The sequence below is a fragment of the Vibrio sp. ZF57 genome, assembly GCF_001691235.1.
GTDB lineage: Bacteria > Pseudomonadota > Gammaproteobacteria > Enterobacterales > Vibrionaceae > Vibrio > Vibrio crassostreae_C.
Map to the genome: position 1 here is coordinate 1 of NZ_MAKD01000084.1, position 21,011 is coordinate 21,011.

The 21,011-nt window shown below is 43.1% G+C and carries 18 protein-coding genes and 1 tRNA gene; 10 read left to right on the plus strand and 9 right to left on the minus strand.

What is annotated here, in order from left to right:
• Nucleotides 1–122: 122 nt before the first annotated feature.
• Entirely contained in the window at nt 123–1,550 is a 1,428-nt protein-coding gene (gltX, locus tag A6D97_RS11675; RefSeq protein ID WP_065584431.1) for a glutamate--tRNA ligase, read from the minus strand.
• A 300-nt stretch (nt 1,551–1,850) separates the two neighbouring features.
• On the opposite strand from gltX, the gene A6D97_RS11680 reads away from it, so the two are divergent.
• Together A6D97_RS11680 and A6D97_RS11685 are read left to right on the plus strand one after the other, a co-directional pair.
• Nucleotides 1,851–4,655, plus strand: a complete 2,805-nt coding sequence (locus tag A6D97_RS11680) for a heavy metal translocating P-type ATPase (RefSeq protein WP_065584432.1) — start codon at nt 1,851–1,853, stop codon at nt 4,653–4,655.
• Nucleotides 4,645–5,085 carry a DUF411 domain-containing protein gene (locus A6D97_RS11685; RefSeq protein ID WP_065584433.1) on the plus strand — a complete coding sequence of 147 codons (441 nt, stop codon included), beginning with the start codon at nt 4,645–4,647 and terminating at the stop codon, nt 5,083–5,085. Before A6D97_RS11680 ends, A6D97_RS11685 begins: the two co-directional genes overlap by 11 nt.
• A 261-nt stretch (nt 5,086–5,346) precedes the next feature.
• Here A6D97_RS11685 and A6D97_RS11690 read toward each other — a convergent pair whose 3' ends face one another.
• Both A6D97_RS11690 and A6D97_RS11695 read right to left on the minus strand, forming a co-directional pair.
• Complete coding sequence (locus A6D97_RS11690; protein WP_065584434.1) at nt 5,347–6,039, minus strand: oligogalacturonate-specific porin KdgM family protein; 693 nt, start codon at nt 6,037–6,039, stop codon at nt 5,347–5,349.
• 533 nt (nt 6,040–6,572) lie between these two features.
• Entirely contained in the window at nt 6,573–9,224 is a 2,652-nt protein-coding gene (locus tag A6D97_RS11695; RefSeq protein WP_017071188.1) for a beta-N-acetylhexosaminidase, read from the minus strand.
• 404 nt (nt 9,225–9,628) lie between these two features.
• On the opposite strand from A6D97_RS11695, the gene A6D97_RS11700 reads away from it, so the two are divergent.
• Nucleotides 9,629–10,507, plus strand: coding sequence for a TraB/GumN family protein (locus A6D97_RS11700; protein ID WP_065584435.1), 879 nt, complete (start codon nt 9,629–9,631; stop codon nt 10,505–10,507).
• A gap of 131 nt (nt 10,508–10,638) precedes the next feature.
• Nucleotides 10,639–11,061, plus strand: a complete 423-nt coding sequence (locus A6D97_RS11705; protein ID WP_017064152.1) for a hypothetical protein — start codon at nt 10,639–10,641, stop codon at nt 11,059–11,061.
• A gap of 84 nt (nt 11,062–11,145) precedes the next feature.
• Here A6D97_RS11705 and A6D97_RS11710 read toward each other — a convergent pair whose 3' ends face one another.
• From A6D97_RS11710 to A6D97_RS11720, 3 genes are read right to left on the minus strand one after another with little or no spacing between them, the layout of a single operon-like run.
• Complete coding sequence (locus tag A6D97_RS11710) at nt 11,146–11,982, minus strand: CsgG/HfaB family protein (RefSeq protein WP_017064153.1); 837 nt, start codon at nt 11,980–11,982, stop codon at nt 11,146–11,148.
• 16 nt (nt 11,983–11,998) lie between these two features.
• On the minus strand, nt 11,999–12,409 hold the full coding sequence (locus A6D97_RS11715) for a curli assembly protein CsgF (protein WP_017064154.1): 411 nt from the start codon (nt 12,407–12,409) through the stop codon (nt 11,999–12,001).
• 10 nt (nt 12,410–12,419) lie between these two features.
• Nucleotides 12,420–12,896, minus strand: a complete 477-nt coding sequence (locus tag A6D97_RS11720) for a curli production assembly/transport protein CsgE (protein WP_017064155.1) — start codon at nt 12,894–12,896, stop codon at nt 12,420–12,422.
• Between the two features lie 313 nt (nt 12,897–13,209).
• Between A6D97_RS11720 and A6D97_RS11725 the strand changes: the two genes are divergently transcribed.
• From A6D97_RS11725 to A6D97_RS11740, 3 genes are all read left to right on the plus strand, one after another.
• Entirely contained in the window at nt 13,210–13,821 is a 612-nt protein-coding gene (locus A6D97_RS11725; RefSeq protein ID WP_017064156.1) for a hypothetical protein, read from the plus strand.
• An 83-nt stretch (nt 13,822–13,904) separates the two neighbouring features.
• Nucleotides 13,905–14,777 (plus strand): hypothetical protein, encoded by an 873-nt coding sequence (locus A6D97_RS11730; RefSeq protein WP_017066861.1) that lies wholly within the window; start codon nt 13,905–13,907, stop codon nt 14,775–14,777.
• Nucleotides 14,778–15,271: 494 nt separating this feature from the next.
• Nucleotides 15,272–15,940, plus strand: a complete 669-nt coding sequence (locus tag A6D97_RS11740) for a LuxR C-terminal-related transcriptional regulator (RefSeq protein WP_017064159.1) — start codon at nt 15,272–15,274, stop codon at nt 15,938–15,940.
• A 102-nt stretch (nt 15,941–16,042) separates the two neighbouring features.
• On the opposite strand, the gene A6D97_RS11745 is transcribed toward A6D97_RS11740, so the two are convergent.
• Nucleotides 16,043–16,119 (minus strand) — tRNA-Pro (locus tag A6D97_RS11745).
• Between the two features lie 255 nt (nt 16,120–16,374).
• Here A6D97_RS11745 and A6D97_RS11750 point away from each other — a divergent pair.
• The 3 genes from A6D97_RS11750 (at nt 16,375) to rluF (ending at nt 18,562) form a co-directional block, all read left to right on the plus strand.
• Complete coding sequence (locus A6D97_RS11750; RefSeq protein WP_004736246.1) at nt 16,375–16,515, plus strand: DUF3149 domain-containing protein; 141 nt, start codon at nt 16,375–16,377, stop codon at nt 16,513–16,515.
• 170 nt (nt 16,516–16,685) lie between these two features.
• Nucleotides 16,686–17,267 (plus strand): DNA endonuclease SmrA, encoded by a 582-nt coding sequence (gene smrA, locus A6D97_RS11755; protein ID WP_017062320.1) that lies wholly within the window; start codon nt 16,686–16,688, stop codon nt 17,265–17,267.
• 176 nt (nt 17,268–17,443) lie between these two features.
• Nucleotides 17,444–18,562 carry a 23S rRNA pseudouridine(2604) synthase RluF gene (gene rluF, locus A6D97_RS11760; RefSeq protein ID WP_065584436.1) on the plus strand — a complete coding sequence of 373 codons (1,119 nt, stop codon included), beginning with the start codon at nt 17,444–17,446 and terminating at the stop codon, nt 18,560–18,562.
• 103 nt (nt 18,563–18,665) lie between these two features.
• Here the strand turns inward: rluF and ybaK are convergent, their stop codons facing one another.
• Nucleotides 18,666–19,139 (minus strand): Cys-tRNA(Pro) deacylase, encoded by a 474-nt coding sequence (ybaK, locus tag A6D97_RS11765; RefSeq protein ID WP_017069618.1) that lies wholly within the window; start codon nt 19,137–19,139, stop codon nt 18,666–18,668.
• Between the two features lie 118 nt (nt 19,140–19,257).
• Complete coding sequence (gene ushA, locus A6D97_RS11770) at nt 19,258–20,919, minus strand: bifunctional UDP-sugar hydrolase/5'-nucleotidase UshA (RefSeq protein WP_017064163.1); 1,662 nt, start codon at nt 20,917–20,919, stop codon at nt 19,258–19,260.
• Nucleotides 20,920–21,011 lie beyond the last annotated feature (92 nt).

Below are 21,011 nucleotides of genomic sequence, written 5' to 3' on the forward strand. Positions count from 1 at the left end.
CTACTTCTTCTTGAAGATAAAAGCGGCTTTCCCCGGAAAGCCGCGATGAACCAATAAAAAGCCCGATCGCTAATTCAGCTATCGGGCTTGTCTTTTATATCTCAGTTAAAGCGAAGCTTCTATTAAGCGTTAGCTTCACGCTCTGCGATGAACTCAAGAGCCATCTTGATGCGAGCGATTACGCGCTCTTTACCAACAAGCTCCATCACGGCATCAACAGAAGGAGACTGACCGCCACCTGTTACTGCTACGCGAAGTGGCATGCCGATTTTACCCATGCCGATCTCTAGCTCTTCACATACCGCTGCAATCACACCATCTTTGATGTTTACAGTAGTGAAATCTTCAAGTGCTTCAACCTTAGCAAGAGCAAGCTCTAGTGGGCCTTTAGCAACACCACGTAGGTGCTTCTTAGCCGCGCCAGCTTCAAACTCAGAGAAGTCTTCGTAGAAGTAACGAGATTGCTCAGCAAGTTCGATAAGCGTGTTACAACGCTCGCCAACTAGCTTGATCACTTCAGTGATAGCTGGGCCATTTGTTGTATCGATCTTCTGTGCGTCTAGGTGCCATTGCAGGTATTTAGCAACGTACTCAGGCTCAGAAGTCTTGATGTAGTGGTTGTTCAACCAAAGTAGCTTATCAGTGTTGAATGCAGAAGCAGACTTGCTGATAGCCTTCAGGCTGAAGAATTCAATCATCTCTTCTTGAGAGAAGATCTCTTGGTCACCGTGAGACCAGCCTAAACGAACTAGGTAGTTGTTTAGTGCATTTGGTAGGTAACCTTCATCGCGGTATTGCATTACAGAAACAGCACCGTGACGCTTAGAAAGTTTCGCACCGTCATCACCAAGAATCATTGCACAGTGAGCGAAAGTTGGAACTGGCGCGCCTAGTGCTTCATAGATGTTGATTTGACGAGGTGTGTTGTTGATGTGGTCTTCACCACGAACAACGTGTGTGATACCCATGTCCCAGTCATCCACTACTACTACGAAGTTGTAAGTTGGTGCACCGTCTGTACGACGAATGATCAGGTCATCAAGTTGGCTGTTTGCGATTTCAATGCGACCACGGATTTGGTCATCAAATACTACGCTGCCTTCTTTAGGGTTACGGAAACGGATAACGCACGCATCGCCTTCTTTTGCTGCTTCGTTTGCTGCAACAATTTTAGGGTGGTTAGCATCGTAGCGAGCCATTTCTTTGTTTTCTTCTTGCTCTGCACGAATTTCATCAAGCAGCTCTTTAGACGCGTAGCATTTGAATGCTTTGTCTTCAGCAAGTAGCTTATCAACCATTTCGTTGTAACGGTCAAAACGCTTAGATTGGTAGTAAGGACCTTCATCCCATTCCATACCCATCCATTGCATGCCTTCTAGAATTGCATCAACCGCTTCTTGAGAGTTACGCTCAAGGTCTGTGTCTTCGATACGTAGAACGAATTCACCGCCTTGGTTTTTAGCGAATAGCCAAGAGTAAAGTGCAGTACGTGCACCACCAACGTGAAGATAGCCAGTTGGGCTAGGAGCAAAACGAGTTTTAACCGTCATTTAAATACCTTGATTATGTAGGTGATTCTTTTAGTGCTCGCCATTACAAAGCCTGTAACAGAAAAATATCACTAAATTTTGGGCGCTATTTTATCACCACCGCTTAAATCTACAATCAGTAGTGAATGATTAATGCGCTGTTGTTGTACGAAAGCCGTTATTGAAAGGCCAATTACGCCCTTAAAGTCGTAAATAGATAGTCTTAGCAAGTAGATTATAGCCGCACATTCTTAATTTCCCTCTTCCATTCCAAACTGAAACCACCAGCTAGCACTCCACCAAGATCAAATTCTTGAATTTATGTTTGACCTTACCCTTACGGGAAGGTTTATGTTAGGCGTAGATGAGAATTGGAGTATCGATATGAACTACTACACAACGGCGCTCAACGGCCTAAATTGCATGGGTTGCGCGAAGAAAGTTCGCACACTGTTTAGCGATCTCGACAGCACGATGATTAATGACATATCGCCGACCTACATCGATATTTCGACTCCATTTAGTTACATTCAGCTCAACGAACAGTTAGCAACGCTTGGCTATTCTATGGGTAATCAGCTGCACCTTTCGCTATCCGGTCTGAGTTGCGGCAAGTGTGTGAGCAAACTGACTAAAGCGCTTGAACAAACTGAGCAAGCCTTAAACCTAGAAGTCAGCAAACAGGAATTATCACTGGTTACTCTGCTTTCTGAGTCCGAGGTGATTAAGCTGGTCGAAAGCCTGGGTTACCACGCAGCTCCCTACTCAGAAACGAATGACCTTTCATCGAGTTCAGATTTAGAAGACGAACAAGCAGATAAAAAGAGTGAAGATAAAACCGCAGCTAGCCAATATACCTATCACCTTGTTCTTGAGGGGATGACTTGTGCGAGTTGTGTCTCTTCGGTAGATAAAGCACTGAAAAAGAATGAGTTTGTCGACCAAGCTCAGATCAACCTTGCCGAACAAACTGCCTTGGTTTTCACCTCTCAAACAAGAGACATCATTGAAAACGCTCTAATAGAATCGGTGAAAGCTGCTGGTTATGGCGCTGAGTTTGTCGACGATGCAGCGACTCAACAGCAAAAACAACAAGAACAGCAACTTAGTACCCAAAAAGCTTTCCTAAAGAATTCAGTAAGCGCGCTGTTTATCGGAGCTCCGCTGATGGCGTGGGGTCTGTTCGGTGGCAGCATGACCATTGCTACATTTAACGACCAATTGGCTTGGGGCTTAATAGGTGTCGTCTGTTTGATACTGCTTGCTACCTCAGGTCGTAGCTTCTTCACGAATGCTTGGCAGTCTCTCATGTATAAGCGCGCGACCATGGATACCTTAGTCGCTCTAGGTACAGGCGCAGCATGGTTCTATTCAATGTTGGTTGTGCTGATTCCATCATGGTTTCCAGAACCATCTCGCCATGTCTACTTTGAAGCAAGCGCAATGATCGTTGGCTTAATTTCTTTGGGTCATTACATCGAAGCCAAAGCCAAAGCGCGTACCACAAAATCTTTACAGGCATTGATTAACTTACAGCCTCAAAAAGCGGTGGTTATTGTCGATGGCAAAGAACAAACCATCGCAGTAGAAGCGATTCAGGTAGGCATGCAGGTACGAGTAAAACCCGGAGAAAAAGTACCGGTTGATGGTGTCGTAGTCTCAGGTGAATCTTATATCGATGAGTCGATGCTGACCGGTGAACCACTGCCCAACGTCAAAACAATAAATGATGGCGTTTCTGCGGGCACTATTAATGGAGATGGTAGTTTAATTATTGAAGCGACTGGGATTGGATCAAGCACCATGCTGGCTCGGATCATTCAAATGGTTCGCCAAGCGCAAAGCAGTAAACCAGCAATCGCCAAGCTTGCCGATTCTATCTCAGCCGTTTTTGTTCCGGTTGTGGTCGCAATCGCAGTTGCTGCCGCCTTAGTTTGGTTTTTTGTTGGCCCACAACCAAGCGCCAGTTACATGTTAGTGGTATCAACCACAGTGCTGATCATCGCTTGTCCATGTGCCTTAGGCCTTGCGACACCACTTTCAATTACTGTCGGCGTTGGCAAAGCCGCTGAGTTTGGCGTTCTGATCAAAGATGCCGATGTGTTGCAATCTGCAAGCAAAATTGATGCTGTCGTGTTTGATAAAACAGGCACCCTAACCCAAGGTAAGCCAACCGTTCAACAAGCCTTTTATGGCGATTTATCAGAACAAGAATTACTGGCTTGTGCTTATTCAGTAGAAGTAGGATCTGAGCACCCACTTGCCAAAGCCGTTTGCCAATATGCAGAGAGCTTGGAAGTTTCAGTACTCCCACACAGCGAATTTGAAAACCAACGAGGGCTTGGGGTTCAAGCAACAATTAACGGCAAGAAAGTGCAAGTTGGCTCGCTTAAGTACCTCACCCAATTAGGTATCAATACAGAGGTTGGCGCGGATTTCATCGAGCTTTGCCGCTCGCAAGCGTGGACGCCTATTTTCATTGCGATTGACCAAAAACTGGAAGGCATATTGGGCATTTCAGACGCGTTAAAAATAGATAGCAAACAGGCGATAGCTCAACTAAAATCCGCCGGAATTCACACTGTGCTATTAACGGGCGACAACGACTCTGTAGCTCAAGCGATAGGTAAAAACGTCGGTATCGACGAAGTGATTTCAGAAGTGCTTCCAGAGCAGAAAGCTCAACACATTGTTCAGCTGCAACAGCAATATAAGAGTGTTGCCATGGTCGGAGACGGTATTAACGACGCGCCTGCACTTGCTCAAGCAGATATAGGCATAGCAATGGGCAGTGGCAGTGATGTCGCGATTGAAAGTGCGCAAATGACGCTACTCAACTCATCGCCATTATCAGTAAGCAACGCGATCGAGCTATCTCAAGCGACCGTGAGAAATATGAAGCAAAACCTATTTGGTGCCTTCATCTACAACTCGCTTGGTATTCCTATCGCGGCCGGTGTGCTTTACCCATTTTTCGGATTTCTGCTTAGCCCTGTCGTTGCAGGCGCTGCGATGGCGATGTCGTCAATTACTGTAGTCAGCAATGCCAACAGGCTGAGATTGTTCAAACCAACTCATTCTAATATTAATAAAAACCATATTCATGAGGTTAACCATGATTCGTAAAATTATGACTCTTACTGCACTCGCTGCAATCTCAGGACAAGCTTTAGCTACTGATGTTCTAAACCACAAATCTCCATACTGCGGCTGCTGCACAGAATGGACTGAACATATGCGAGATGCTGGGTTCGATGTTACTGAGAAGCTCCACGATGATATAAACCCAATCAAGCAGAAACTAGGGATAACACAAGAGCTAGCCTCTTGCCACACTGCAGAGATCGACGGATACGTATTTGAAGGACACATTCCAGCAGATGACATTAAAGCCTTTCTAGAAAACCCACCACGTAATGCGATTGGTTTAGCGGTTCCGGGTATGCCAATGGGTTCGCCAGGCATGGAATATGGCGATAAGAAAGACGAGTATTCTGTGTATGCGTTTAATGAAAAAGGTCAGGTGTTTGAATACCGTCACTACAACGGGAAATAGAACCTAAACAGACCAACACACAGCAATAAAAAGAAGTCATAAAAATAGAGCCTAGCATTCAGTAATCCCAAGACTGTGGTTTACTTGCTAGGCTCTTTGCTTTTGGACAGTAAAGCAAATCTTGTCGCGGCACCAACCGGGCTGTTAGTACCGCTATGTTCCCCTCGCTAATTAGCTAGCAAGCTATTTAGCAAAAAGCTATTTAGCGAAGAAGCTCACTCGGCTAATAATCTAATAGACTAAGCAACCAAGCGAATCAGCTTAGAAGCCGTAAGAAGCACCGAATACGAATGCGTTGTTCTGCTTAGAATCGCCGTTCGCGAAGTCTACGCCGTTAGCTTGGCTACGGAATTCAAAGTAAGGTTGAACACCTTGACGAGTCCATGTTGCACGTAACTCGTGGTCCATCGCTTCAGCATCAATCATGTATACGTTGTTGTAGCTAAGCGCTAGGTCAGCATTCACTGTGTAAGCAATGCGGTTATCCATGCGGTAGTCTGTGTCAGCGTTAGCAGAAGTATCATCAATGTGTGCACGAGTACGGTTGCTAATAGAGATACCGTTGTCGAAGTTGTAACCGATCTTAACTAATGGACGGAACTGAATGCTTTCACCCGCAGAGAATAGATGTTGGTAACCAGCAGCAACCCATAGGTTGTCAGTGATATTGAAAGATTGCTCACCACCTACAGTGATACCAGGAGTAGTATTACCTGCACCGCCATTTTCAGATTCAAGTTTGCCCAGTTGGATACCATCAAACTCAGAATAAACCGTGAAGCCGCCTAGAGAGTTGTCAAACGTGTGACCAGCTTCTAGCGTAGAAGTAATGTCAGAACCGTGGATACGGCCATCGTCATGAATTTGGATGTTACCCGTTACGTAAGAAGAACCAGCAAAAGCACTAGAAGCGAAAGCAAGAGAAAGAGCACTTAGAGCGATAATTTTTTTCATAGTAAACTGCCTTAGTTTAATTTTTTCAGCGGCACATCTTCGGTACATCATTTACCTTCACCGCTTGAGTAGTTGGTAGCCTCCCTGGCATGAAATCTATGTTGCTCGAATTAATTCGCGTTTAAAAATAAAAGGGACAGCAGAGTGATCCCTCTCACTATCAAAAAAAGACAAGTTATTTAAAACCTTAAAATCAACAACTTAAAAACATAAAAATTGATAAAAAACTTAAGATGGAAAAATATACAGATCGGGATCACGTTATTTCACGAAGAAAAATTAGATCTAGATAGTTGAATCACATCTGATTTAGAGTTTTTTACAGGGGGCTTATTTTTTGAAGAGAATAATGAGAAGCGCGTCACTTTTGGGATTAAAGTCACCTTATGTGCATTGTTGATGATATTACCAAAGGCGATTTCTATATGTTTCAGTTTTGGATATGCACCTAATTCGCAGTAAACAAAAAGAGCTCCCGTTTTATCTTGAATAAGATAAAGGTCAGGAGCTCTTCTACTAATAGTGCTTGTCGATTATTTAACTGAGGTCACTCGACTTACTTTCTCACCACTTTCTGAAATAGAGCGGATGTAAGTCTCACCAGAAACTGATGGACGTTGTTGCTCATCGTATGTTAGCCAGTTTTCGCCATCAGCAGAGTATTGCAGCTCTACACCTGGGAATTGAACGTTCATCGCTAGCTTACCGTCAACAACCTTCGCACCTGGAACTGGTAGTCGGTAATCAATACCCGCTTTTTCTAGCTTAGCTAGCTCACGTTGACCAAGAATATTCGCGAAGCGATTAAAGTCGCTGTTCAACGCTTGCTTATTCACTAAGTTAGTTTCTTGAGAGTATTCAACACCAACCTTGTAGTCGTTTTCCCAATCTGCTCGGTGCCATGCGCGCTCTGCTGCTGCCAATACGCGAGGGAACACCATGTATTCATATTGCTCGTCAGTACGTACTGTTTCTGACCAAAGTTGAGCTGACAGACCGTAGAAAGGTTTCGCTTCAACCTCACCTTTACCAGTAAAACCATTGCCATCACGGTCTAATGATGTTTCTGCGTTTTGTGGCATGTTTTCTGGTGCGAAGCCAAACATCTTACGAGTATCGGTTGCACGTGTTGCCCAGTAGTAACCACGCTCAGCTGCATCAACTTCGTATGGCATATCCATGTATACGTAGTCTGGGTTAGAGACAATCACGTCATACCCTTTTGCTGACCAATCGTATACTGATGAAGTTCCGCCCCAGTAAAGAACGTCCCAGAAGTTCACGCGTGTACTTTCGGTCGCAAATGCTTCCTCGCCTTCGCTGTATTTCAGACCATCTTGCCATGCTTGGAAGTGGGGAATACCCTTCTCAGCAACAATCTTAGAAACCTGTTCTGCGAAGTGGCTTGGTAGATGACCGAAATCGCTTACAGTACCATCAGCGATCAATGACTGACATTGTGGTGATTGTTGGAACGGCTTATCTTGCTTAGACAAATCGATGTTGCCTTTCCAAGCCACTTTATCTTCTGCATTAATATCTTGTAAGCCTGCGCCTAACTTGATGTTTTTCGCTTCATCGCCGCCGAAGTGCCAAGTCGTTAGCGGTACGCCCGCTTCTTGGTGCATTGCCGCCACTTCAGAGATTACTTTATCGACGAAGTGAGTTGATGACTCCATACATGGGTTAATGAAGCTTTGCTTATCGTAGAACTGAACCGTGGTTACATTCGATGTATCTTGCGGATCCATCAAGCGGTATTCGTTCGCTTCTGCTTCTTTGCCTTCCGCCATGAGACGAGTGTAACGCGCTTCCATTGATACCACAGCTGAACGAGCGTGTGCTGGCATATCAATTTCAGGGATAACTTCGATGCTGCGCGCTTTAGCGTAGCTTAGGATCTCGACGTAATCCGCTTTACTAAAGAAACCAGAGCCAAAGTTGTCTGTTGTTGGACCAGAACCTAGCTGAGGCAGTAAGCAGCTTTGTTCATCCAAATCAAAACAACGATTAGACCCTACATCCGTTAGCTCTGGTAAACCTGGAATTTCTAAACGCCAACCTTCATCATCCGTTAGGTGAAGGTGCAGTTTATTCATCTTGTATGCCGCCATTTGATCTAGCGTTGCTAGGATGGCATCTTTTGAGTGGAAGTTTCGAGCAACGTCCACCATCACACCACGATAATCAAAGCGCGGCGCATCTTTAATTGACAGTTGTGGTAATGATTCAGCGTTCTGACTATCTATTAGGCCAAAAATAGACTGAACTGCGTAGAAAGCACCCGTTTTATCAAACGCTTTAATTGCAATCCCCTCTTCCGAGATGCTTAGTTCATAAGCGCCAGATTTCGCTAAATCACCCGTAAACTGAGTAGGAACAACAGCGACACTCACAGGTAGGTCGCCACTCACATCTACGTTTACCACATCTGCACGTTCTTCAATTGCTGCGAATTGCTCAGCGTCGAATGCGTCTTTAGGTAGGGCAATACCACCAGCAATGCTAACTGAACCTTCACCGGCTTCTACCGACATTGGCGTTGGTAGTAAAGTAGTTGATACATCTTGCGTTGCTAGATCAGCATTCTTTTCAAAACGCGTCACCGCTGTCGCCATTACGTTATTATCATCAGGCGTACGCTTAAGGTTATTACCCTCTAGACCAGTTACGAACGATGCAACATCTTCTGTATTCAATGATGCAATCATCTTAGGTTCTGCGTTTGGCGCCGTCACGAATGCACCTGGCATAAAGTCAGTTTCAAACAGTTGCCAGTATTCACTCGTTAACGGAAGAACCACTTCTTCACCAGCCGCAAAGCCGTCAAATTTTTCAGTAGGTTCTAGCTTGTGAAGGTCACCAGTAACGCGAGTGATCTTAAATTGCTCATTATCAACATCTAAAATAAGACGAATACTGTGGAAGTAGATGCTCCAATCTTTAGAGTCAATCGCTTCACCGTCATTGGTTAGCGTCATGTTCACTTTATTACATGACGCCCATTCAGCACCTAGGTCCTGACAAGCCAAGCCTTCATTCGCACCATGATTAGTTAGAATTTCGTACTGAACATCAAGATTATCAGCCAGTGCATTCACTACTTTTTGTTCTGGTGCTTGCGTTACTGCACAACCTGTTAGGCCAGCCAATACCGCTACAGATAGTAAGTTTCTCTTCAACATCGTATTCACCCATAAATTAAAAATTGAGTAAGAAGCAAAATGGAGCGCTTCGAAAGTTAGATAAACTATATGGGCTTATTTTTTACCGTGAATTAAATCGAGCTAATAAAGTGATCGGCTTCAAATCTCAAAAATATTGATAAATTTAATTTAAATAAAATCATCAAGTTACAAGCAACGGCACTTCCGTCATTTTAATTTTGACGTAAAATTTGAGAAATGAATCACAATCTTTCTTACCGATTTCATAAAATCGTGTCATTGGTAGTCAGAAAGGATTTAGAGTTTCAGCGTATTATTATACTTTTCGTACAAACAACGTGACATTGTTCTCAAAAAAAGCCGTTAAAAAACACCGTCAAAATCGATTTTAACGAGTTTAATACTTCCTTAAGGAGCTCCCTTTGCGTCCACTCTGGTACATGGTTTTATTCGTTCTCGCTTTTTCAGCTAGGCAAGCGGTCGCCGAGCCCCTTTATTGGCAAGCACAAAAGGATGATCTGACACTCACTATCTTAGGTTCAGTGCACGTTGGAGACGAGAGTATGTACCCCCTTCCTTCGGCGATCACCGACGCGCTAAAAAACAGTGATGGCTTAATTATCGAAACGGATATCAGAAAGTCTGATGGCGTTGTATATCCCCGCAACAAACTCACAACTGCCGATGTACTCAATGAACAACAGCTGCAATTATTAACCGACATCTCAAAATCATTGGGCATGCCGACGCAACAGCTGCTTAGTTCACCGCCTTGGGCAACTTCTCTCTCCATACAAATGCAGCAGTTAAAAAACCTTGGTTATGGCTCCGCCAGCGGCGTTGATGCGACGCTAGCGAACAAAGCGACTACCCAAGATATTCCGGTTATCAGTTTGGAGCCTCTGCAATTCCAAATAGACCTAATGACAAAACAAAAGGACGACGGTAAAGAGTGGTTAGTCAGTAGCCTTGAAGAATTTGACCAAACTGATCGCGTGGTTCATTGCCTGATTGAAAGCTGGAAAGCGGGTGATTTAGCGAAGCTGGAAGCCTTCTCAGAACTGTCAGAGATGTCGCCTGAACTTGAGAAAGCATTCTTAACCGATCGCAACATAGACTGGGCAAACAAACTATCCTCCAATGATTGGAAGCTTAAGACTAAAGGGAACTACATGATAGTAGTTGGTACCTTGCACCTAATTGGAGAAGGTAACCTTATACAGTTATTAGAAAAGAAAGGCTTCAGTGTCATTCAGCAATCACAAAGCCAATCAGCCCAATGTCAATTTGAGACTAGCTAAAAAAGCTAACGATGCTCAACCTCATTTTGTTTTCGTTATAAAAGCATTTCCTTAATAACAGAATCTTTACATTTAATAGCACCATTGCAGTGCTATTATCTTTCGCTCTTTTTACCTATGGCGTTGTTCTAATGAAACCAGTACTTTTTGCTTTCCCTTTAGCCCTCACGATGCTGATGCCCACGGCAGCGTCTGCCAAAGAAACTTGTACGGTAGAACAATTTCAAGCTATCGACATTCAGCCAGATACAAAGGGGGGCGTGATAGATAAAGAAAGTGGGCAATTTCTCATTACAGAGAAACCACCGATGCGCTGCGCCAATATTACGTTCACAACATCTACAACACGAAACCGTATCGCAAGCCAAATGAATGGTAATTTTGAAGCAAACTTTTACGACAACCAAACGGGAAGTTCTCACTCGGTGACGTTTGATGAAGATGAAATAAAGGCAGGTTACATTCGAATAGGCCCGAATAAGCCAGCGGAAGCGTATGTTTGTTTTGTTACCTCGGAAACACCGATAAAAGATATTACGTGCGATGTGAATTGATCATTGAGTTGCTTGAAGAAAAAAACAGGGCTAAGGGAAAGGTCCGTTTTCCGCATAGCCCTATTTTGCTGCTTACTCGGTAGCTTAAAGTATGTCTGTACTCGCTTCGGAATAACGTGCGATAATCGGATTTTCTAATGCATTCGGATCGCTCGGCGACCACATTCCACGCTTCATTCCTTTCACAATCAAATGAATCACCGCGGCATCAATAGCAGACATCACAGCAATATTGACCGGTTCATTTTGGCTATAGCCCATCTCTACTTCCAACAGTTCTTTGTAATCAACAAATCGAAATGCGCCGAACCCAATCTCGTGTGAAGAGATAGTTTTAGTGGTGGTGACACTCAATAGAACTTGCCCGGTTCTAACGTCAACCGCTCTTAAATTCACAGTGACTTGATCCGTTCTATATTGTCCAGAACCACCGATCCCAAGATACTTAGCACCCGCACCGCCTGTCACGATATTCGAGTCATAAGCCACAATCCCGCCTTCGATGACGATGTTAGCGGAACTCAAAGACGACAAGTCTGCCCCATGATTATTTACGACCTTATCTTTTTTCTGAGCCGCTCGAATGATCTTACGTTCAGTCAATAAGTTTTGGAGCCCTTCACGCTCCAGAGGTACAAACCACTGAGAGTCGATAAGTGCTGTCGTCAATAAAGACGTCCCACCCTGTGGCACTGCTGTGGAAAAGTTACTGTTTGGCTGAGGCTTGTATTGGCCTGTTTGATCTCTAAAGTCATACACTGAGACCAATATTTTGCCGCGAGGCTGAGGTAATGAGATGAGATCGGTATAAGTCGATCCTCTCGGCATCAGTTTTGGCGTTTCAGAAGTCTCTGGAATTTGCATAGAGTAAGTGCACCCTCCCAACACAAAGGTCAAGAAGACGATAATGATCGATTTCATAACACAATCCTTGTGATTAGAGGTCTGGGTTTAGTCCCGAAACACTGATTTCTGTTGATTCCCCTGTCGCTTTATCGACGATTTGAACGAGTAAGGTCCCGGAGTCGTCAACAATATTGAGGAAAAAGTCATCTGTTTCTAACTGCCCTGTATTTCCGTTACCCACGTCAGCAAGCAACTGGCTTATCAAACGAGACTCTAAACTAGACGCTAAACGATCTAAGGCTGATTCTTGCTCATCAAAGATATCCCTTGCACTTGGGTCTTCATAATCATTGATAGCATTAGCGTGATTAAAAAGGTGAGAACTGTTTAAAGCGTTTCCGCCAAAACTTGGATTTACGGGCGTATAAACTAATTCGCTTGAGTAAACCGAAGGCGAAACTATCAGCGCAATGAGCGCGGCCTTTCTGAAAAATATCGACATCCTTGGCTCCTTAAAATTCATCATGGTCTAGATCGTAAGTGTCCTGAAAGATCCGTTCCGCTTGCCATCGGATGATGTAATTCCCAACCACTCGTGTTGCATCGGCAGCGCGTTCTTTCGCTTGTCTACGACCAGGGGACAACGCCGTACGGAAGATCGGTTTTCTAGAGTGTTGAACCTCTATGATGCTTCCTGATAACGCCGTTGGCCTTTCTTTTACCGTCAAATTTTCCTTAAGGTCGGGATAACTATCATTGAGCGATTGCGAGAAGAAAAAATAGAAATCCTCTCCCAACCGCGTAATGGTTCTGTCCACAATGATTCCATCGACTTCACTGAAGTCATTGAATTTTTCCTTAAGATTATTTGTCGAGTCCTCAAGTTTTTGTCCATTTTCTAAAGGAGCAGCATTTTCAAGACCATGACTCTTTTCTTCTGCATGAAGAGCAAAGGAAAGCAGAGTTATTGTAAGCAGCTTGATTTTCATATGTGCTCCCATTCAAAGTCTATTTACAAAATGAGAATGTGATTCGTTGAAACTGAATAAAGCGTAATTCATGCTTACAGTGGCATATATAAACTTTCGAATTAATTACTGAAGGGAATTGATTAACTAAGGTTGGTAGGATTCGGTCAAATACTAATTAAATTTCATATGAACAACTAAATATTTTCAACTTTAAGTTTATAGCTGTTCGTAAATTCAAGGCCTAGGATTTCGATAACACAAAGGTTCACTCATTCCCTACGCAGTTTATTTTCGTAGGGATCATAATCACGAACACTTTAAGGTAAAGATGATGGTAATTGGGAAAGCATCACTTATCAGCTTAACTTGTTTATATTTTTTATCAGGAGGTTTTAATAATGCTATCGCGTCAGATATAGAAGGGGATTTTTTACATAATGTTAATCAAGATATAGTCAATGATTATAATTATTTAGAAAGCTTCTCTTCTGGAGATTTAGATAATTATTCAGAATTAAATATATCTAATGCTACTGATTCAATAGCAATAATAAAGCAACGCAGTCCTGGTATTACCGCGAACAACAGAGCGAAGATAACGCAAAGCGGAAGTTCTAACTCCGCATACATTGGTCAAACAGGGCGCAATAATACCGCCTTAATAGACCAGAATGGTTCAAATAACGATGCCGCAATTGGGCAACTCGGAGTAAATTCTGAAGCGCTTATTTCCCAAGACGGGAATAACAATTTAGCAGTTATCGGACAAGCTAACTTCTCAAGACAGAGTAGTCAGCTGAGCATTGACCAAAAAGGCAATGGCAATACTGCTTATTTGGTTGGTTCTGGAAGAAGTAATTTAGGAATTTCTCAAGACGGCAATGACTTTGCTTTAGTAAAAGCATCTAGCTCGATGAGAATTCACATCAATCAAGCAAATTAGCGCGCAGTATGGAAGCTTGATTCAAGTTGCTTCTCTGTGAAGCAACAACAACGTCGACATGGAAATGTATAAGGATACAACTTATGAAACTTACACAAATTGGAATGTTAGTCGGTGCCATCATTAGTTTGAATGTAGCTCACGCAGATCCGCTACCCGCTCCCTATCCAGCTTCAGCTCCTGGAACTGGAGTGATTGAAGGCACAACCGATCTTGGTATTGACGCAGCCCTTACCGCTGCAGCTGGCGGAGTAACGATCCCCTCAGCTAGTGACAACACAGCGCTTTGGCAAATGGGTAATGGTGCCAGAGCTAATGTAACTATTAATCAAAACACGTCAGGCACAACAGATGGTCACACAGCATTGGTCGATACGCACGCGAGTTACAAATCTGATGTAGTCGTTGAACAAAGCGGTAACCTAAATGGAGCACATGTTCAACTTAGAGGTTCGTATAACAATGCTCTAATTGACCAAAACGGACAATCTAACCAAGCACGCGTTCAAGTTGAGCAATACGGTAACTTTAACGATCTTCGTGTAACACAAATGGGTGATGACAACATTTCCGTTACCGTAGCTCTTGGAGGAGCAGACAGCAACAGAGCCGAAACGACTATATATGGCGATTCAAACCAAACATATACAGAATTCAGTAACGGTGACGTTGACTACAATAACGCTGCAATTGATATCAGCGGTGATGACAACTACGTACAGACTATTGTTAATAATAGCGTAGGTGGTGGTGATTGGAACGATGTCGACATTGATCTAATGAACAGTGACGATAATAGAGTATTCGTTCTACAAACAGGTTCTCATTCTGATGCGGTCGTTCAATTACAAAACAGTAATATGAACCAATTTACGGTTGAACAAACATCACATGATAGTGCTGTCGTATTAGGTAATGGTGCTTACGGTAATGTCGGTATTATTTACCAAAATTAATATGAGTGTCAGTGCATACATTAAAACGGCGCTAGTCGCCGTTTTATTTATTTCTTTCCATTTTAATGGATTTTCTTCTGATTTAAATTCAGTACAGTGCCTGATAAAAAATAAAAGTCTTATTCTGACCATAAATAACAGTATGGCATCTTCATTAACGTTGAGTACGAACACCAACTCTAATTTCAACCAGAATACGAATAGTGGTATTACAACGTTGATTATTAATATAAATCAGTTTCCTGCCACTATAAAACTTCACCCAAACAAGGGGATCTGGAAAATTCATAAAGACTGTACAATCAATAAAATAAAACCATAAATCTCGGTAATTCCCTCTTTCTACTTAAGTATTATTTTACCTTCGACAATACTATTAAATTAATTTCATAAACTTGATGAATAATTAGCTTTAAAAATTAGCAAAATAACAATACGTGCTTTAAACTAAAACACCTAAAGTTCAAGTAATGAGTTAAGAAAAGGAGTTCCACATGGCTAAACTGGAGGCTCATAACGCCATTTTACTTGCGGAGAACAATTTACAATCGATACTACTAAAAGAGTCTATAGAACAGAAAGTTAACCTGAACATAAAACTCATATCACCGGAAAGGCTCAGTGCTAAATCCCTAAAAAACGATGACTTAGTTCTGATTATTATTGATTTCCCGACAATGAGTAAGCAATACATTGAGAAATACCAGGAGCTCAGAGATGACGTAGCAAGTGATGTCCATGAAGTGCTACTCAATACACCAGGCGATTTCCCGCACTCTGAAATGCTTAAATGGCAGTATCTTGTCGGCATTTTTTATACGTCGGACACGCTTGAAAAGCTCGTGGCCGGCTTTAACTGCATTTTGCAAGGCGAGATGTGGATGAGTAGAAAGCTCATTTACCAGTACATTAGCTTCTACAGAGAGAGGCAGTGCGCGAAAACCAGTCCTTATTACCTCAAGCTGACCAAACGCGAGCAGCAGATCATTAAGTTACTCGGTGATGGAGCATCTAACACTCAGATAGCAGATACCCTCTATGTCAGTGAGAATACGGTCAAAGCACACCTTCACAACACGTTTAAAAAAATCAAGGTGAAGAATCGCTTACAAGCTTTGATCTGGGTTAAGAACAACGTTGCGACAAATGAGTTCGTCCAATAGACCTAACTCTCTGCCCTCAACCATAAACAGTCAATGCAGTTAGAATGTAGAAATCCCAAATACAAAAAAGCCGTAGCATTTCTGCTACGGCTTTTTCTAATGTGGTCGGTGAAGAGGGATTCGAACCCCCGACCCTCTGGTCCCAAACCAGATGCGCTACCAAGCTGCGCTATTCACCGAGATATCTAACTGGCTCATTGCCTGTCGATGGAGCGTATAATACGGGTTCTGAATTTATCCGCAAGGGCTTTTTCTCATATTTATTGCGATTTTGAATCGTTCGAACAAAAGACATACAACAACGAGCATGATGTGACGAAAAACACACAGTTACCAACAAGTATTTAACTTATGAAACAGGATTGATCCAGATCAGTGAATTGATAACACCAGTTAATACACTAACTCGTGTCATATAACTTTGAGGTATACACATGGACTTTTGGCTAGAACTCCTATTTGGTAATGCGGTGGGACTATCTTCAATGATAGTAATCTTCGGGGCTCTGGGTCTCATGATGTTTTATGGAGGCTTCTTCATATACAAAGTTATGACTGAAAAATCTCCTCACTAGAATCGCTCTGCCTAAATCATTTACTTTTAAGTATTCTTTTACTTTATAAGTAAATGTCAAAACGCTTTGCACCGGAGCAGACTTATTGTCTTCTCCGGTTTTTTCATTTTTAAACCTAACCTCAACTTAGGTATACTTACCCTATCCTTCTCCAACTTGAGATACACACTATGTCTCATGATGATGACTTAGATCTATTCCAAGAAATGATGGGCGATGTTAAACGTATCGACCATGACACCGCTGAACACCAGAAAGTACACCGAGTCACCGAATCTCACCTTGCTAAGCGTGAAGCCGCTATGTGGCTGTCTGACGACGAGAAAGACTACTTATCATTAGACTATTCGCCAATGATCAAGCCAGACGATGTTGTTGCTTATAAAAAAGACGGTGTACAAGAAGGCGTATACAAAAAGCTGCGCCTAGGAAAATACCCTATTCAAGCCAAGCTCGACCTTCATAGGAAAACACTGAAAGACGCACGTAACGAAGTGCTTTCATTTTTGCGTCAGTGTTTAAGAATGGATGTTCGTACCGTCATCATTGTTCATGGTAAGGGTGAGCGTTCGAATCCACCTGCAATGATGAAAAGCTACGTGGCAAATTGGCTAACACAAATCAACGACGTTCAATGTGTTCATTCTGCTCAGCAATTTCATGGTGGTACGGGCGCAGTCTACGTAATGCTCAGAAAGAGTAATGAGAAAAAGCTAGAGAACAGAGAGCGCCATCAAAAACGCACCAGTTAATAGGTTGAGATAGATAAATGGACTAGTAACGATTTTGCATCAAGATCGATATTTCGTGCCTAGACTCACACCAAGTGCTAAAATTACCTCAGTTAACGAATTTCAACTCAAAGCAACTATCCAAAGGTTGCTTTTTGTTTATCTACATTTCCGTTGTGAAACGCTAAGAGAATATCATGTCACAAGAATCCCAAGCTAAACGCCTTAATAAATACATCAGTGAAACTGGTTTTTGCTCACGCCGCGAAGCCGATAAACTGATTGATGCAGGCCGAGTTACTATTAACGGTAAGATCCCTGAAATGGGTACTAAAGTCTTGCCAGGTGATGATGTTGAGATCGACAATAAGCCTGTTCGCTCAAAAGAGAAGCCGATTTACATTGCTCTCAATAAACCAACAGGTATCACCTGTACGACTGAGCGTGATATTCCTGGCAACATCGTCGACTTTATCGGCCACCACAAACGTATTTTCCCGATTGGTCGTCTAGATAAGCCTTCTGATGGCCTTATCTTCCTAACCAATGACGGCGACATCGTAAACAAGATCCTACGTGCAGGTAACAACCACGAGAAAGAATACGTGGTGCGTGTAGATAAGCCGATTACGACGGAATTCTTGAAGCAAATGGGCGCTGGCGTTCACATTCTCGATACAGTCACTTTGCCATGTAAAGTAGAGAAAGAGACTAAGTTCTCATTCCGAATTACGCTAACACAAGGCCTTAACCGCCAAATTCGCCGTATGTGTGAAGCGCTCGGTTATGAAGTATTTAAACTGCGTCGTGTTCGTATTATGAATATCTCACTAGACGGTATTCCTAACGGCAAATGGCGCTACCTGAGCGACGAAGAGATCACTGAAATTTTAGCGATGTGTGAAGGCTCAGTAAGTACGGAAGATGCGTCAAAGATGAACGCGAAAGGTCAACGCATTCGCAAAGCGACTGACGCGAAACTTTTTGATAGCCGTGAAGAGAACCAAGCTTCAACAGCGCGCCGTAATCAAAACGAGAACCGTACTCGCACTTACCGCGGTAACAATGCGGATGAATTCCGTCATGCACCTAACTCAAAGCGTGGCCGCAATTCATCAAATGGTGAAAGCGGTGGTAATACCGAGAACTGGAAATCGAACTCTCGTTCAGAGCGTTCTAATTCAGATAGAAACCGTTCGGATCGCAATCGCACAGATCGTAGAAGCGGTAAGCCGGCAAACCGCAGCCAAGATTCAAACAGACCGAACAAACCTGCACCAAAGCGTGTTGGTGGTACTTTAGGTCTGAAGAAGTAGTCTGAATCAGTAAGACGAGACACTCGATATAAAAACGCCCGCTAGATTAGTCTAGCGGGCGTTTTTGTTTGTCATTCGATAGTTTTATCATCATGACAACAATCTATAAACATAGATCAGCAAACTGGCCGCGAGTCAGCAGTGTTAAGTCTTTTGGGTCTAATTCAATCTCTAGCCCACGCTTACCTGCACTCACACATATCGTTTCAAAATCTGTCGCACTGGAATGAACGAAGGTAGGCAGTGCTTTCTTCTGTCCAAGCGGACTAATGCCACCAACAACATAACCCGTGGTTTTCTGAGCAATCTCAGGATCGGCCATCTCTGCTTTTTTGCCTTTCGCTGCTTTAGCGGCAAGCTTTAGATTTAGCTTCTGGTCGACAGGAATAACGGCAACCGCCAAATCTTTCGCCACACCATTCAAGCAGAACAACAGCGTTTTGAATACACGTTTGGGATCTTGACCAAGCGCTTCAACGGCTTCTAAACCATAGTTCGTATTATTCGCATCATGATGATACTGGTGCACACTATGAGCGATTTTCTTTTTCTTGGCGAGATTGATTGCAGGGGTCATAACAAATCCAAACGATAGATAAACAAAAAGCGACGCCGAGGCGTCGCTTTAGTTAAATTTATCATGGTGCTAGAGTCAATCTAATTTAGCACCTATTGATACAATTGCTTAGATTCAATTACTTGTAAACCATTTGGCCTGAAGGCGCGTACTTGTTCACGTCAACCGGGCTGTTTGCTTCTAGGTACTCTTTCAGTACTTCAGCATCAACAAAACCAGTATTTACGTAACCTGGGTGATCAGACAGTTTAGGGTAACCGTCACCACCAGCAGCGTTAAAGCTTGGTACTGTGAAACGGTAAGTTTCGTCTAGACGAAGCTGTTTGCCACCGATGAATACATTCGATACTTCACCGTTCGCTACTGTCATAGAGATACCAGCAAACTGAGCGTAAGCACCAGAATCGATTGGTTTAGTCGCTACTACATTTAGGTAATCCAGAACTTCTTTACCCGTCATGTCTGTGTAAGTCAGGATGTTTGCAAAAGGCTGTACCTTCAGTACATCTTTGTAAGTAACATTACCGGCTTCAATTGAGTCACGAACGCCACCAGAGTTCATCACAGCGAAGTCTGCTTTTGCACGCTCCATGTGAGAAGTCGCAATCAAACGACCTAGGTTGGTCTGTTGGAAACGAACGACGTTACGATCGCCTTCAAGCTTGCCATTTGTCTCAGCGATTTGAACTTCTAGCTGTGCCTGACCTTGCTCTTGGAAAGGACGTAGGAATTCAAGTAGCTCTGGGTCTTGTGCGATTTCATCTTGAATAAGAACACGTTGCTTCTTACCGTCGATCTTAACTTTCTTCTTAAGGTTAACTGGAATCAGGTCGTAGCTCACCATCTCTAGCTCGCCATTACGGAATTCGTAATCAGCACGACCTACGTACTTGCCCCACTCGTGAGCTTGAACGATGTAAGTACCGTTCTGTACGTCAGGCTTACACTCATCACCCGGCTTGAAGTTTTTCTTCGCAACGTTAGGGCCTTCCATACATACAGGCTCTTGAGAGTGACCACCAACGATCATGTCTAGATCGCCTTCGTTTAGGTAACGAGCAAGTGCGACATCACCCGGAGCATTAACACCACGTTGGCCATTTTCGTAGTGACCCATATGAGTCACAGCAAAGATTAGATCCGGTTTTTCTGTTTCTTTAAGTTCAGCGATTAGCTTCTTCGCTTCTTCTTTAGGATCACGGAAGTCGATGCCTGCGATAAATTCAGGGTTACCAATCTTTTGGGTATCTTCAGTTGTTAAACCAATAACCGCAATCTTGATGCCTTGCTTTTCGAACATCTCGTAAGCTTGGAACTTACGTTCACCTGTCGCTTTATCGTAGATGTTTGCAGATAGCATTGGGAAGTTAGCCCAGTCGATCTGCTTTTGTAATACGTCTAAAGAGTTATCAAACTCGTGGTTACCCAATGCCATGGCATCGTAACCAATTTTGTTCATACCTTTAAAATCAGGTTCTGCGTCCTGAAGGTCTGACTCTGGAACACCCGTGTTGATGTCACCGCCAGATAGAAGCAACACGCTACCGCCTTCTGCTTCAACTTCTGAACGAAGTTGGTCAACTAGCGTTTTACGTGCAGACATGCCGTATTCGCCATATTTATTCTGCCAGAAACGACCATGGTTATCGTTTGTGTGAAGAATCGTTAGCTTGTAAGTTTCGTCTTGGTTCCAATCATGAGCTGATTGAGACGCACACCCAGCTAGAGTAGCTAGAATTGCAGCACTTAGTGCTGTCTTTAGAATAAGGCGTTGCTTCATTGTCATACCTTTGAACTTTTTAGGGAATCCACTGCTTTTTATAATCTATTGCGACCCCTTTCCTGGAGTTCGAACAATAAGACTTCAACATG

Bases quoted from the DNA above. Each gene is read 5' to 3' on its own strand.
- gltX (WP_065584431.1), bottom strand. From the start codon at position 1,550: ATGACGGTTAAAACTCGTTTTGCTCCTAGCCCAACTGGCTATCTTCAC.
- A6D97_RS11680 (WP_065584432.1), top strand. From the start codon at position 1,851: ATGTTTGACCTTACCCTTACGGGAAGGTTTATGTTAGGCGTAGATGAG.
- A6D97_RS11685 (WP_065584433.1), top strand. From the start codon at position 4,645: ATGATTCGTAAAATTATGACTCTTACTGCACTCGCTGCAATCTCAGGA.
- A6D97_RS11690 (WP_065584434.1), bottom strand. From the start codon at position 6,039: ATGAAAAAAATTATCGCTCTAAGTGCTCTTTCTCTTGCTTTCGCTTCT.
- A6D97_RS11695 (WP_017071188.1), bottom strand. From the start codon at position 9,224: ATGTTGAAGAGAAACTTACTATCTGTAGCGGTATTGGCTGGCCTAACA.
- A6D97_RS11705 (WP_017064152.1), top strand. From the start codon at position 10,639: ATGAAACCAGTACTTTTTGCTTTCCCTTTAGCCCTCACGATGCTGATG.
- A6D97_RS11710 (WP_017064153.1), bottom strand. From the start codon at position 11,982: ATGAAATCGATCATTATCGTCTTCTTGACCTTTGTGTTGGGAGGGTGC.
- A6D97_RS11715 (WP_017064154.1), bottom strand. From the start codon at position 12,409: ATGTCGATATTTTTCAGAAAGGCCGCGCTCATTGCGCTGATAGTTTCG.
- A6D97_RS11720 (WP_017064155.1), bottom strand. From the start codon at position 12,896: ATGAAAATCAAGCTGCTTACAATAACTCTGCTTTCCTTTGCTCTTCAT.
- A6D97_RS11725 (WP_017064156.1), top strand. From the start codon at position 13,210: ATGGTAATTGGGAAAGCATCACTTATCAGCTTAACTTGTTTATATTTT.
- A6D97_RS11730 (WP_017066861.1), top strand. From the start codon at position 13,905: ATGAAACTTACACAAATTGGAATGTTAGTCGGTGCCATCATTAGTTTG.
- A6D97_RS11740 (WP_017064159.1), top strand. From the start codon at position 15,272: ATGGCTAAACTGGAGGCTCATAACGCCATTTTACTTGCGGAGAACAAT.
- A6D97_RS11750 (WP_004736246.1), top strand. From the start codon at position 16,375: ATGGACTTTTGGCTAGAACTCCTATTTGGTAATGCGGTGGGACTATCT.
- smrA (WP_017062320.1), top strand. From the start codon at position 16,686: ATGTCTCATGATGATGACTTAGATCTATTCCAAGAAATGATGGGCGAT.
- rluF (WP_065584436.1), top strand. From the start codon at position 17,444: ATGTCACAAGAATCCCAAGCTAAACGCCTTAATAAATACATCAGTGAA.
- ybaK (WP_017069618.1), bottom strand. From the start codon at position 19,139: ATGACCCCTGCAATCAATCTCGCCAAGAAAAAGAAAATCGCTCATAGT.
- ushA (WP_017064163.1), bottom strand. From the start codon at position 20,919: ATGAAGCAACGCCTTATTCTAAAGACAGCACTAAGTGCTGCAATTCTA.